The following is a 12493-nucleotide window of genomic DNA, read 5'->3' as shown; positions in this document are numbered from 1 at the left end:
GATGAACAAGCCATTGGACCCGAACCTCCTCAAACCGGCTGAGGCTTTTGCCGACTACCTCACCAACACCGCCGCACGCATCGACGTGGGCGCGGAAGCCAAGGCGCATGACGATGGCGCGCGCGTGGGCATCAGCCGGCCGCACGAATCGGCGCGGCTGCACGTGGCCGGCGAGGCGACCTACATCGACGACATCCCCGAACTTGCGGGCACGCTGCATTGCGCACTGGGTCTCTCGCCCGTGGCCAACGGCCGGCTCAAGGACATGAAGCTCGATGAGATTCGCGCCATGCCGGGCGTGGTGGCGGTCATCACCGCCGCGGACATCCCGGGCAGCAACGATTGCGGATCGATCGTGCACGACGACCCCATCCTCTGCAGCGGTGACATCCGCTACATGGGCCAGCCCGTCTTCGCCGTCATCGCCGAAACACGCGATGCCGCACGACGCGCCGCCGCCCGCGCCAAGGACGCGCTCGACATCGAGGCCGCGCCGCCCGTCCTGACGCCGCAAGAAGCGCATGCGAAAGAGCAGTACGTCGTGCCGCCGATGCACGTCGTGCGCAGCACGAACGAAGGCGGTGCGAAGGCGGCCATCGCCAGGGCGCCGCACCGGCTGAAGGCCGAGCTCGACGTCGGCGGGCAGGAGCAGTTCTATCTCGAAGGCCAGATCAGCTATGCCATCCCGAAGGAAGGCGGTTCGATGCATGTGTATTGCTCGACCCAGCATCCGAGCGAGATGCAGCATCTGGTGGCGCATGCGCTTCATCTGCATGCCAACGAAGTGCACGTGGAGTGCCGTCGCATGGGCGGGGGCTTCGGCGGCAAGGAATCGCAATCGGCGCTCTTCGCCTGCGTGGCATCCGTCGCCGCCAACAAGCTGAAGCGACCGGTCAAGCTGCGGCTGGACCGGGACGACGACTTCATGATCACTGGCCGGCGCCATTGCTTCTGGTACGAATATGAAGTCGGCTACGACGACGAAGGCCGCATCCTCGGCGCCGAGATCACGATGGTCTCGCGAGCAGGGCACTCGGCCGATCTCTCGGGCCCGGTGATGACGCGTGCGCTCTGCCACTTCGACAACGCCTACTGGCTGCCCGACGTGGCCATGCACGGTTTTTCCGGAAAGACCAACACGCAAAGCAACACGGCCTTCCGCGGCTTTGGGGGTCCACAGGGTGCCATTGCGATGGAGAACATCCTGGACACCGTGGCGCGTGAATTGGGGCGCGATCCGCTGGATGTGCGCCGGGTCAATTTCTACGGCAAGGGCGAGAACAACGTCACGCCCTACGGCCAGGTCGTGACCGACAACATCATTCATGAACTGGTCGACGAACTGGAGACCAGCAGCGACTACCGCGCGCGCCGCGAAGCGATTGCGGCTTTCAACGCCGCGAGTCCGGTTCTCAAGCGCGGCATCGCACTCGCGCCGCTGAAGTTCGGCATCTCGTTCAACGTCAAGCACTTCAACCAGGCCGGCGCGCTGGTGCACGTCTACACCGACGGCTCGATCCTCGTGAACCACGGCGGCACCGAAATGGGGCAGGGGTTGAACACCAAGGTGGCGCAGGTCGTTGCGCATGAACTGGGAGTGAGCTTCGAGAGCGTGAAGGTCACGGCCACCGATACGCAGAAGGTCGCCAACACCTCGGCCACCGCGGCATCGACCGGTGCCGACCTGAACGGCAAGGCCGCCCAGGATGCCGCCCGGCAAATTCGCGAACGCCTGGCCGCATGCGCGGCCGCACGCCACGGCGGCGAGGCTTCGGCAGTGCGCTTTGCCAACGACAAAGTCGAAGTCAACGGGCGCACACTGCCTTTCAGCACGCTGGTCGGCGAGGCCTACCTCGACAGCGTGCAACTGTGGTCCGACGGTTTCTACGCCACGCCCGGCCTGAGCTGGGACAAGGACAAGATGCAGGGCCGTCCCTTTTTCTACTACGCCTATGGCGCGGCGGTGAGCGAAGTCATCGTCGACACGCTGACGGGTGAATGGAAGTTGCTGCGCGCGGACATCCTGCATGACGCCGGCAAGTCGCTGAACCCTGCAGTCGATATCGGCCAGGTCGAAGGCGCCTTCATCCAGGGCATGGGCTGGCTGACCACCGAAGAACTGGTGTGGCACCCGAAGACCGGACTGCTGACCACGCATGCGCCCAGCACCTACAAGATTCCGACCGCGAACGATTGCCCGCCGGTGCTCAACGTGCGGCTTTACGAAGGCGAGAACTTCGAGGATTCGATCCATCGCAGCAAGGCGGTGGGCGAGCCACCGCTGCTGCTGCCGTTCTCGGTGTTCTTCGCGATCCGCGACGCCGTGTCGGCAGCGGGCGAGCATCGCACCGATCCACCGCTGCGCGCGCCTGCCACCAGCGAGTCGATCCTGCGTGCGGTCACCGCGGTGCAGAACGCGGCTGCCTGAGGGCGCTTTCATGTGAAAGCCGCGCTGTATAACTGCCCGCACCTACCAGACCTACGCGGGCAGCTATGAGAGACCAGGCGCTTCTAGACAAGATTGATCTTCATCTCATCAGGGTTCTTCACACCGTGTTGACTGACCGCAGCGTTTCGCGTGCCGCCATCCGATTGGGGATGTACCAGCCCGCCGTCTCCGCAGCCCTGAAGCGGCTGCGCGAGCTGTCGGGCGACCCGTTGCTGGTGCGCTCGGGCTCGGGCATGGTCCCGACGGATGCGGGGCTGCGGATGATCGAGCCGGCTGCCGCCATCCTGCGGTCCGCCGAGGTGCTTTTCAGCGACGCGCGCGGGTTCGATCCGCAGACGGCGGCCACCACCTTCCGCATCGCGGCGAGCGACTACATGGACCCGCTCTTCCTGCCGCAACTGGTGGCGCAGATCAAGAGCCAGGCGCCGCTCTGCCAGATCGAGATCCATCCGCTGTCCTCGGATTCGGACTATCACGCGCATCTCTCGCTCGGGCAGGTCGACGTGGTGATCGGCAACTGGCTCAAGCCGCCGGAAGACCTGCACATGGCGCGGCTCTTCGGCGACGACATCGTCTCGCTGGTCAACAAGGACCATCCGGCTGTGCGCCGCGGATGGGACCTGGAAAGCTGGCTCTCGGCCGAGCACATCGCGCCGACGCCCACCCATCCGGGCGCGCGCGGGATCATCGACCAGATGCTCGACGACATGGGCCGGCAGCGCAACATCACAGCGCGCTGCGCGCACTTCGGGCTCATTCCGGACATCGTCGCGTCGAGCCTGCTGGTGCTGACCACCGGCCGCCAGTATTGCGAGCGCTTCCTCGACCGGCTGCCGGTGGCGATCCTCGAATGCCCCGTGCCGCTGCCGCGCCTCATGTATTACCAGTTGTGGCATGAGCGCACCCATTCATCGAGTTCGGCGCGCTGGCTGCGCGAGCGGGCCAAGTCGGTAGCGGCGTCGTTGCGGCCCATGGCGGCCCCCGGCTCCGGCCCCGAATAGAACAGTTTTTCGCGCCGGCGTCGCGATCAAGACAACCCACGCCATCGACACACACAAGCACTCGGAGACAAGACGATGAACCGGACAGATCAGATGCTCGACCTCAGCGGGCAGGCCCCCCCACGCCACGCGGCCCCGCAGCAAGCCTCTGCCAAGGGCTGGGCGGAACGGATGTTCAAGCTCGAAGAGCACGGCACCACCGTGCGCACGGAAATCGTGGCGGGCCTCACGACCTTCCTGACGATGGCCTACATCATCTTCGTGAACCCGTCGATCCTCGGCGACGCGGGCATGCCGAAGGACGCGGTGTTCGTTGCCACCTGCCTGATCGCCGCACTCGGCACCGGCATCATGGCGCTGTATGCCAACTACCCGATCGCGCTGGCGCCGGGCATGGGGCTCAACGCGTACTTTGCCTATGTGGTGGTGCTGCAGATGGGCTTCACCTGGCAGGCTGCGCTGGGAGCGGTGTTCATCTCGGGGTGCCTCTTCCTGCTGGTGACGGTGTTCAAGCTTCGCGAGCTGATCATCAGGGGCATACCGCATTCGATCCGAATCGCGATCACAGTCGGGATCGGGCTCTTCCTCGCGATCATTGCGCTCAAGAGCGCGGGCATCGTGGCGCCCTCCAAGGCGACCTACGTCACCCTGGGCAATCTGCACACGCCCGAGGTCGTCCTGTCGACGCTCGGCTTTTTCTTGATCGTGGTGCTCGACCGGCTCAAGGTGCCCGGCGCGATCCTGATCGGAATCATCGCGGTGACGGTGCTGTCCTTTTTCTTCGGCGGCAACACCTTTCATGGCGTGTTCGCGGCGCCGCCTTCGATTGCGCCGACCTTCCTGCAGCTTGACATCAAGGCGGCGCTGTCTGGCGGCATCCTGAACGTGGTGCTGGTCTTCTTCCTTGTCGAACTCTTCGACGCCACCGGCACGCTGATGGGTGTGGCCAAGCGCGCGGGCCTGCTGGTGCCGGGCAAGATGGACCGCCTGAACAAATCGCTTCTCGCCGACAGCGGCGCGATCTTCGCGGGTTCGCTGCTGGGCACGTCGAGCACGACCGCCTATGTGGAAAGCGCCGCGGGCGTGCAGGCAGGTGGCCGCACGGGGCTGACGGCGCTCACCGTGGCCGTGCTGTTCCTGGCGGCGCTGGTCATTTCGCCCCTGGCAGGTGCAGTGCCGGCGTATGCGACAGCCCCGGCCTTGTTCTTCGTGGCCTGTTTGATGCTTAGGGAATTGACCGAGCTGAATTGGGACGAGACCACCGAGACGATCCCCGCAGTCGTGACGGCGCTCACCATGCCATTCACCTATTCCATCGCCAATGGCCTGGCGTTCGGCTTCATCACCTATGCGGCGCTGAAGCTGTTCACGGGCAAGGTCAAGGAGGTGCACTGGATGGTGTGGCTCATCGGCGGAGTCTTCCTCTTCAAGTTCATCTACATAGGCGGTTCATGACCCGGCCTGTTTCGGGGGTGTAATACGCGCATGAAAAGGCAGGCACAGCCATGAAAATCCACAGACTCCAGCTCGCGCACATCACCAAGCGCTATCCGGCGGTCGTCGCCAACAGCGATGTTTCGCTGACGGTGGCTGCCGGCGAAACGCATGCGGTGCTCGGCGAAAACGGCGCCGGCAAATCCACGCTGATGAAGATCATCTACGGCTCGGTCAAGCCGGATGAAGGCACCGTGATGTTCAACGGCCAGCCGGTGAACGTGCGCAACCCGCAGGAAGCGCGGGCGCTGGGCATCAGCATGGTTTTCCAGCACTTCAGCCTCTTCGACACGCTCACCGTCGCCGAAAACGTCTGGCTGGGCCTGGACAAGAGCCTTGCGCTGGCGGAAGTCGCGCGTCGCGTCGAGGCCAAGGCTGGCGAATACGGGCTGGACATCGACCCCTCGCGCCCGGTGCACACGCTGTCGGTCGGCGAGATGCAGCGCGTCGAGATCATCCGCGCGCTGCTCACGGACCCCAAGCTGCTGATCCTCGACGAGCCGACCTCGGTGCTGACACCGCAGGCGGTGCAAAAGCTCTTCGTCGTGCTGAAGAAGCTGGCGTCCGAGGGCTGCAGCATCCTCTACATCAGCCATAAGCTGCATGAAATCCGCGAGCTGTGCACGGCCTGCACGGTTTTGCGCGGCGGCAAGGTGACGGGGGTCTGCAACCCGCAGAACGAATCCAACGAATCGCTCTCGCGCCTGATGATTGGCGCGGAGCCGCCGCCGCTCACGCACCGGCCGATCCATGCGGGCGCGGTGGCGCTCGAGGTCAAGCGCCTGTCGCTGGCGCGCGAGGACCAGTTCGGCGTCGACCTGGACGGGATCTCGCTGGATGTGCGCGCCGGCGAGGTGGTCGGCATCGCGGGTGTGTCGGGCAACGGGCAGAAGGAACTGCTCTATGCCTTGTCGGGCGAAGACACCCGTGCGGAGTCCCGGATGATCGAGGTGTTCGGGCAGCCTGCCGCGCACTTCAGGCCACGCCGCCGCCGCGCGCTGGGGCTGCATTTCGTGCCCGAGGAGCGGCTGGGCCGCGGCGCCGTGCCGACGCTGGGTCTGGCGCACAACCTCTTGCTCACGCGCAGCAATGCGATCGGAAAGGGCGGATGGATTCGCACACGCGCGCTGAACCAGCATGCCAGCGACATCATCAAGCGCTTCAACGTCAAGGCCGGGGGGCCGGGCGCTGCGGCACGCTCGCTGTCGGGCGGCAATCTGCAGAAATTCATCGTCGGCCGGGAGATCGACGCCAACCCGAAGATCTTCATCGTCTCGCAACCGACCTGGGGCGTCGACGTGGGCGCCGCGGCGTTGATTCGCGGCGAGATCCTCGCGTTGCGCGACGCAGGCTGCGCAGTGCTGGTGGTGAGCGAAGAACTCGATGAGCTCTTCGAGATCAGCGACCGCTTGTACGTGATCGCCAAGGGCAGGCTGTCGCCGTCCATCGACCGCGCCGCTGCGACGGTGCCGCAGATCGGCGAGTGGATGAGCGGGCTCTGGGACAAGTCGCACCAGGGCGCCGCGGCGTCGTCGGAGGTGGCCCATGCTTAAGCTCGAACCCCGCCCGCAACTGTCGCGCTTCTGGAGCTACGGCTCTCCGATCCTGGCACTGTTGATCACGGTGTTGATCGGCATGGTGCTCTTCGCGCTGCTGGGCAAGGACCCGGTCAAGGGCTTGCTGGTTTTCTTCTGGGAGCCGATCAAGAGCAGCTATGCGTTGGGCGAGCTGATGGTCAAGGCCACGCCGCTGTTGATCATCGCGCTCGGTCTTGCGGTGTGTTTTCGCGCCAACGTGTGGAACATCGGCGCCGAAGGGCAGTTCGTCTTCGGCGCCATGGCAGCCGGCGGCGTGGCGTTGCTGGCCGACAAGGAGACCAGCCAGTGGATCGTCGCTGGCATCCTGCTCGCGGGCATTGCCGGCGGGATGGTGTGGGCCGGCATCGTGGCGTTCCTGCGGGACAAGTTCAATGCGAACGAAATCCTCGTGAGCCTGATGCTGGTGTACGTGGCGACGCTGCTGCTGGGCTACATGGTCTACGGGCCATGGAAGGATCCGCACGGCTACAACTTCCCCCAGACGAAGACCTTCGAAGCGGTGACGCAGATTCCGCGGCTCATGAAGGGCTCGCGCGTGAGCATCGGCCTCGTCATCGCGCTGATCGGCGCGGCGGGGCTATGGGTCTTTCTGTTCCGCACGCGGGCGGGCTTCGCTCAGCAGGTCGGCGGATTGGCGCCGGCCGCGGCGCGCTACGCAGGCTTCTCGGCGCGGCGCGCGGTGTGGATCGCGCTGCTCACCTCGGGCGGTGCGGCCGGTCTTGCAGGGGCGCTCGAAGTCGCCGGGCCAATCGGCCAGCTCAATCCCTATGTGCCGGCCGGCTACGGCTTCGCCGCGATCATCGTGGCCTTCGTCGGACGGCTGCATCCGGTGGGAATGATCTTCTCGGCGGTGCTGATGAGCATGTTCTATATCGGCGGCGAACTGGCCCAGTCGCGGCTGGGATTGCCGAAATCGCTCACGGGAGTGTTCCAGGGCCTGCTGCTGTTCACGCTGCTGGCTTGCGACACGCTCATTGCCTATCGCATCCGGCGCAAGCTCGCGCCCAAGGCCGTGGCTGAACCCGGAACGTCTTCGCTGCAGGCCAGCACACCCCTCACTGCGCCCGTCGCCCGTCCTTCCGAAGGAACTGCATGATGGAAAGCTACGCACTCCTCCTGGGGTCAACCCTGAGCGCCGGCACGGTGCTCGCCATTGCGGCGCTGGGCCTGCTGATCAACGAGAAGGCCGGCATCGTGAACCTCGGCGCCGAGGGCATGATGCTCTGCGCCGCCATCGCGGGCTTTGCCACGGTGGTCACGACGCACAACACCTGGCTCGGCTTTCTGGCGGGCATGGCTGCCGGTGCATTGCTGGCTACCTTCTTCGGCGTGCTGGTGATCTGGCTCAACACCAACCAGTACGCGACGGGGCTTGCGCTCAGTCTCTTCGGCGTCGGCTTCTCGGCATTCGCAGGCATCAACTTCGTGCAGGCCAAGCTGCCGGAGAGCGTGTCGTATGCGATCCCGGTGCTCGGCGATATCCCTCTGGTCGGGCCGGCGCTGTTCCGGCATCACCCGATGGTGTATTTCGCGGTGGTGCTGACCTTCGGGCTCATCTGGTTCCTCTATCGCACGCGGGCGGGACTGGTGCTGCGCTCGGTCGGCGAATCGCCGGAGTCGTCGCATGCGCTGGGCTATCCGGTACGGCGCATTCGCTTGACGGCAGTGATCGCAGGCGGCGCGCTGTGCGGATTGGCGGGCGCTTATCTCTCGACGGTGTACACCCCGCTGTGGGTCGAAGGCATGGTGGCCGGACGGGGTTGGATTGCATTGGCACTGACGACTTTCGCGACCTGGCGGCCGGTGCGCGTGCTGCTCGGCGCATACCTGTTCGGCGGTGTCTCCATGCTCGGTTTTCACCTGCAAAGCACTGGCGTCAACGTGCCGAGTCAATTCCTGAGCATGCTGACGTACGTCGCGCCGATCGTGGTGCTGGCATTGATCTCGCGCAACCCCGCTTTCATTCGCGTGAACATGCCCGCTTCGATAGGAAAACCGTTCTACCCCGGCTCATAATCTCGCGTTTCCGTTTTCCGTTTCGCTCTGTTTCTCTGCCAACCTGTCCTTTGAGGATTTCAAGAAATGAATGATCTGAACAAGCGTTCCCTGCTCAAGCTGGCTGCCCTCACGGCAGTGGCTTCGGCCGCCCTCATCGGCTGCGGCAAAAAGGAAGAAGCCGCCGCACCGGCGGCAGCACCCGCAGCGCCGGCACCCACTGCCGCTGCGCCGGCACCGGCTTCGACGGGCCCGCTCAACATTGCTTTCGCCTACGTGGGCCCGGTGGGCGACGGCGGCTGGTCGTTCGCGCACGACAACGGCCGCAAGGCGCTCGAAAAGGAATTCGGCGACAAGATCAAGACCACCTTCGTCGAAAGCGTGCCCGAAGGCGCCGACGCCGAGCGCGTGTTCCGCGACATGGTGAGCCAGGGCAACAAGCTGATCTTCGGCACGACCTTCGGCTACATGGAGCCGATGCTCAAGGTCGCAGCCGACAACAAGGACGTGAAGTTCGAGCACGCCACCGGCTACAAGACGGCCGAGAACATGCGCACCTACGACAGCCGCACCTATGAAGGCGCCTACATGGCCGGCATCGTCGCCGGCTCGATGACCAAGAGCAACACGCTGGGCGTGGTCGGCTCGGTGCCGATCCCCGAAGTGCTGCGCAACATCAACAGCTTTACGCTGGGCGCGCAATCGGTGAACCCCAAGATCACGACCAAGGTCGTGTGGGTGAACGAATGGTTCAGCCCGCCGAAGGAAACCGAAGCCGCTACCGCGCTGATCAACGGCGGCGCCGACGTGCTCTTCCAGAACACCGACTCGCCCGCCGTGCTCAAGACCGCGCAGGAAAAGGGCAAGCGCGCATTCGGCTGGGATTCGGACATGACTGCCTACGGACCGAAGGCTCACCTCGCCTCGGCCGTCATCAACTGGTCTCCGTACTACATCAAGGCCACCCAGGACGTGCTCGACGGCAAGTGGACGACCGGCCAGAGCTGGTGGGGCGTGAAGGAAGGCGCGATCGATCTCGTCTCGATCGCCGAGGACGTGCCTGCCGAAGCCAAGGCCAAGGTCGACGAAGTCAAGAAGGGCCTGAAGGACGGCAGCTTCTCGATCTGGAAAGGCCCGATCGTGGACCAGGAGGGCAAGGAACTGGTCGCCAACGGCGCGGTGGCGGACGACAAGTTCCTCACCGGCATCAATTTCTACGTCAAGGGCGTGGAAGGCAAGGTTCCGGGCGGCGACAAGAAGTAATCCGCAGCCCGGTTCTCCGGCGCAAAGGGTTGTCCTTGGGCAACCCTTTTTCATTTCAGCTTTCTCATTTCAGATCTGGCAATGATCGAAAGACAACTCTGGCATCCCGTAGCGCTTGTCAAAGACGTGGCGAACGCGCCCGTCGCGGTTCGGCTGCTGGGTGAAAACATCGTTTTGTGGCGCGACGACAAGGCTGCCGTGCACGCCTGGCCCGACCGCTGCCCGCACCGAGGCGCTCAGCTTTCGCTGGGGCGCGTGGTCGACTGCGAGGGCACTGCGCACCTTGAATGCCCCTATCACGGCTGGCGCTTCGAGGCGGGAGGCCATTGCACGCAAGTACCCGCTCTGCCCGCGTTCGTCCCTCCGGCGACACACCGCGTTACACCGCACGCAGCGCATGAGGCGAATGGGCTGATCTGGGTTCAACTTGCGGCGCCGGAAGGGAGCGGCGATGAATTGCTGCCCACGTTCGCCGCAGAAGCCGATGCGAGCCTTCGCAAGATCGACTGCGGACCCTACGACGTCGAAACCAGCGCTCCCCGCTTGATCGAGAACTTTCTCGACATGGCGCACTTCGGCTTCGTGCATGAAGGCTGGCTAGGTGCGCGAGACATGGCAGCCATCGACGACTACCGCGTCGAAGCCACGCCCAACGGCCTTCTTGCCACCGGGTGCAAGGCATGGCAGCCGCAGTCGACCGTCAATTCGACCGCGCCCGCGCAGGTCGAATACACCTACGAGGTCACTGCGCCGTATGCGGCGGTGCTCACCAAGGTGCCCGACGCGGTGAGCGTCGGCATCGGCGACTACCGCGAATCGATCGCGATGTACATCTGCCCGATCGACGCCGAGCGTTGCCGTGTCTGGTTCCGCTTTGCGACGGCCGACTTCGAGCGCGACGAGGCTTCATTGCGCGCGTTCCAGGACACCATCTTCCTGCAGGACAAGCCGGTGCTCGAGTCGCAAAGCCCCAAGCGCCTGCCGCTCGATCTCCGGGCCGAGCTTCACACCGTGGCCGACAAGGCCTCGTCCATTTACCGCCGCCATCTCAAGACGCGCGGCATTACCTTCGGAGTCTGCTGATGAATATCTCCAAGTTCCGGCCCACCCGGCACGCAGTCCGCGACGTGCCTGCCGACCGCCTGCCCGCGCTGCTCGCCGCCATGCCCAAGGCCGAACTGCACATACACATCGAGGGCTCGCTGGAGCCCGAACTCATCTTTGCGCTGGCGAAGCGCAACGGCGTCGCCATTCCGTATGCGAGCGTGGAAGACCTGCGCCGCGCCTACGCATTCACGAACCTGCAGAGCTTTCTGGACATCTACTACGCGGGCGCCAGCGTGCTGCTCAAGGAGCAGGACTTCTACGACATGGCCTGGGCCTATCTGGAGCGCGCCGCTGCGGACAACGTCATCCGCACCGAGATGTTCTTCGACCCGCAGACCCACACCGAGCGCGGCGTGTCGATGCAGACGGTGATTGACGGGCTGCACCGCGCCTGCGTCGAGGCCAAGGCCAAGCTCGGAGTCGATGCCGAACTGATCCTGTGCTTTCTGCGGCACCTGAGCGAGGAAGACGCTTTCGCGACGCTCGAGCAGGCGCTGCCGTTCCGCGATCGCTTCATCGGCGTCGGCCTCGATTCGAGCGAACTCGGCCATCCGCCCGAGAAGTTCGCGCGGGTGTTCGCTCGTTGCCGTGAGCTGGGTTTTCATCTCGTCGCGCACGCGGGCGAAGAGGGACCACCAGCCTATATCTGGAGCGCGCTCGACGTGCTCAAGGTCGAGCGCGTCGACCATGGCGTACAAAGCACCAAGGACGCAGCGCTCATGAAGCGGCTCGCACACGACCGCATCCCGCTGACCGTGTGTCCGCTGTCGAATCTCAAGCTCTGCGTTTTTCCCGATCTCGGCCAGCACAACCTACGGGAGTTGCTCGATGGCGGTCTGGTGGCGACGGTGAACTCGGACGACCCGGCTTATTTCGGCGGCTACATGAACCAGAACTTCATCGAGACCTTTGCCGCCACCGGCCTCACTGCGCAGCATGCTTGGCAACTGGCCGCCAACAGTTTCGAAGGGAGCTTTGTCGAGGCGGCGGCCAAGCGTGCCTATGTCGACCGGCTCAACGCTGTGTTCGACGGCTTCGCCTGAGCGGCGTGTTTGAGTTCGTCACGTCGGGGACGTGGGTTTGGGTTTCGTCATCGTTTCGCCACGGACGAGGGTTAACGTCCAAAGGGTTTTCCCTTACTTCCCTCATCCAAAGGATTCGACATGAAACTCTCCCAGATCACGTGTGGCGCGCTTTTGGCCGCATGCGCCGTTGCCAGCGCCCAGGCTCAGACCGTTCAAGGCCGCAGCCGTGCCGATGTCCAGGCCGAGGCCGTCGCCGCAGCCCACGCGCCCAACCAGAACGTGACGCGCGGCTCGCGCGGCGCTGAAGTCTTCACGCCGATGGCCGATCCTGAAAAGATGGCGCAGCAAGCGATCGCAACGGCGCATGCACCGGACCAGAACGTGACGCGCGGTTCGCGCGGTGCGGAGCCCTTCACGCCGATGGTCGACCCAGCGGTCATCAATGCACAGGCAATCGCCGCTGCTTCGGCGCCGGATCAGAACGTCGTAGGCGGCTCGCGCGTCAACAGCCGAGTCATTTCAACCATGAAGAATCCGGCGACCGCTTCCAAGTAGAAAAAA

At 64.6% G+C, this 12493-nt stretch carries 10 protein-coding genes; all 10 read left to right on the top strand.

From position 1 onward, the window contains the following. Position 1 precedes the first annotated feature (1 nt). Positions 2–2428, top strand: a complete 2427-nt coding sequence (xdhB, locus tag AC1DEK_RS20535; RefSeq protein WP_478127127.1) for a xanthine dehydrogenase molybdopterin binding subunit — start codon at positions 2–4, stop codon at positions 2426–2428. A gap of 65 nt (positions 2429–2493) precedes the next feature. Further along, the gene (locus AC1DEK_RS20530) at positions 2494–3450 is read left to right on the top strand and encodes a LysR family transcriptional regulator (RefSeq protein WP_478127126.1); all 957 of its coding nucleotides are present in this window, start codon (positions 2494–2496) and stop codon (positions 3448–3450) included. A gap of 171 nt (positions 3451–3621) precedes the next feature. Continuing rightward, positions 3622–4905 carry an NCS2 family permease gene (locus tag AC1DEK_RS20525; protein ID WP_478127362.1) on the top strand — a complete coding sequence of 428 codons (1284 nt, stop codon included), beginning with the start codon at positions 3622–3624 and terminating at the stop codon, positions 4903–4905. A gap of 50 nt (positions 4906–4955) precedes the next feature. Continuing rightward, positions 4956–6497: an ABC transporter ATP-binding protein gene (locus AC1DEK_RS20520; protein ID WP_478127125.1), complete on the top strand. Its 1542-nt coding sequence runs from the start codon at positions 4956–4958 to the stop codon at positions 6495–6497. Next, positions 6490–7638, top strand: coding sequence for an ABC transporter permease (locus tag AC1DEK_RS20515; RefSeq protein ID WP_478127124.1), 1149 nt, complete (start codon positions 6490–6492; stop codon positions 7636–7638). The genes AC1DEK_RS20520 and AC1DEK_RS20515 overlap by 8 nt, the downstream gene beginning before the upstream one ends. Then, a complete protein-coding gene (locus AC1DEK_RS20510; RefSeq protein WP_478127123.1) occupies positions 7638–8558 on the top strand; it encodes an ABC transporter permease in 921 nt (306 codons plus the stop codon). The genes AC1DEK_RS20515 and AC1DEK_RS20510 overlap by 1 nt, the downstream gene beginning before the upstream one ends. A 66-nt stretch (positions 8559–8624) precedes the next feature. Beyond that, positions 8625–9800: a BMP family ABC transporter substrate-binding protein gene (locus AC1DEK_RS20505; protein WP_478127122.1), complete on the top strand. Its 1176-nt coding sequence runs from the start codon at positions 8625–8627 to the stop codon at positions 9798–9800. An 81-nt stretch (positions 9801–9881) separates the two neighbouring features. Further along, on the top strand, positions 9882–10883 hold the full coding sequence (locus AC1DEK_RS20500; protein ID WP_478127121.1) for an aromatic ring-hydroxylating dioxygenase subunit alpha: 1002 nt from the start codon (positions 9882–9884) through the stop codon (positions 10881–10883). Continuing rightward, positions 10883–11950, top strand: a complete 1068-nt coding sequence (locus tag AC1DEK_RS20495; RefSeq protein WP_478127120.1) for an adenosine deaminase — start codon at positions 10883–10885, stop codon at positions 11948–11950. Before AC1DEK_RS20500 ends, AC1DEK_RS20495 begins: the two co-directional genes overlap by 1 nt. Positions 11951–12070: 120 nt before the next feature. Continuing rightward, complete coding sequence (locus AC1DEK_RS20490) at positions 12071–12487, top strand: hypothetical protein (RefSeq protein ID WP_478127119.1); 417 nt, start codon at positions 12071–12073, stop codon at positions 12485–12487. The last annotated feature ends 6 nt before the right edge of the window (positions 12488–12493 follow it).

The organism is Variovorax sp. 10N420 (assembly GCF_056394705.1).
This window is presented reverse-complemented; position numbering and strand designations above follow the sequence as displayed.

Excerpts from the sequence above, each read along its gene's own strand:
- AC1DEK_RS20530 (WP_478127126.1), top strand. The coding sequence starts at position 2,494 with ATGAGAGACCAGGCGCTTCTAGACAAGATTGATCTTCATCTCATCAGG.
- AC1DEK_RS20490 (WP_478127119.1), top strand. The coding sequence starts at position 12,071 with ATGAAACTCTCCCAGATCACGTGTGGCGCGCTTTTGGCCGCATGCGCC.
- xdhB (WP_478127127.1), top strand. The coding sequence starts at position 2 with ATGAACAAGCCATTGGACCCGAACCTCCTCAAACCGGCTGAGGCTTTT.
- AC1DEK_RS20510 (WP_478127123.1), top strand. The coding sequence starts at position 7,638 with ATGGAAAGCTACGCACTCCTCCTGGGGTCAACCCTGAGCGCCGGCACG.
- AC1DEK_RS20525 (WP_478127362.1), top strand. The coding sequence starts at position 3,622 with ATGTTCAAGCTCGAAGAGCACGGCACCACCGTGCGCACGGAAATCGTG.
- AC1DEK_RS20520 (WP_478127125.1), top strand. The coding sequence starts at position 4,956 with ATGAAAATCCACAGACTCCAGCTCGCGCACATCACCAAGCGCTATCCG.
- AC1DEK_RS20515 (WP_478127124.1), top strand. The coding sequence starts at position 6,490 with ATGCTTAAGCTCGAACCCCGCCCGCAACTGTCGCGCTTCTGGAGCTAC.
- AC1DEK_RS20505 (WP_478127122.1), top strand. The coding sequence starts at position 8,625 with ATGAATGATCTGAACAAGCGTTCCCTGCTCAAGCTGGCTGCCCTCACG.
- AC1DEK_RS20495 (WP_478127120.1), top strand. The coding sequence starts at position 10,883 with ATGAATATCTCCAAGTTCCGGCCCACCCGGCACGCAGTCCGCGACGTG.
- AC1DEK_RS20500 (WP_478127121.1), top strand. The coding sequence starts at position 9,882 with ATGATCGAAAGACAACTCTGGCATCCCGTAGCGCTTGTCAAAGACGTG.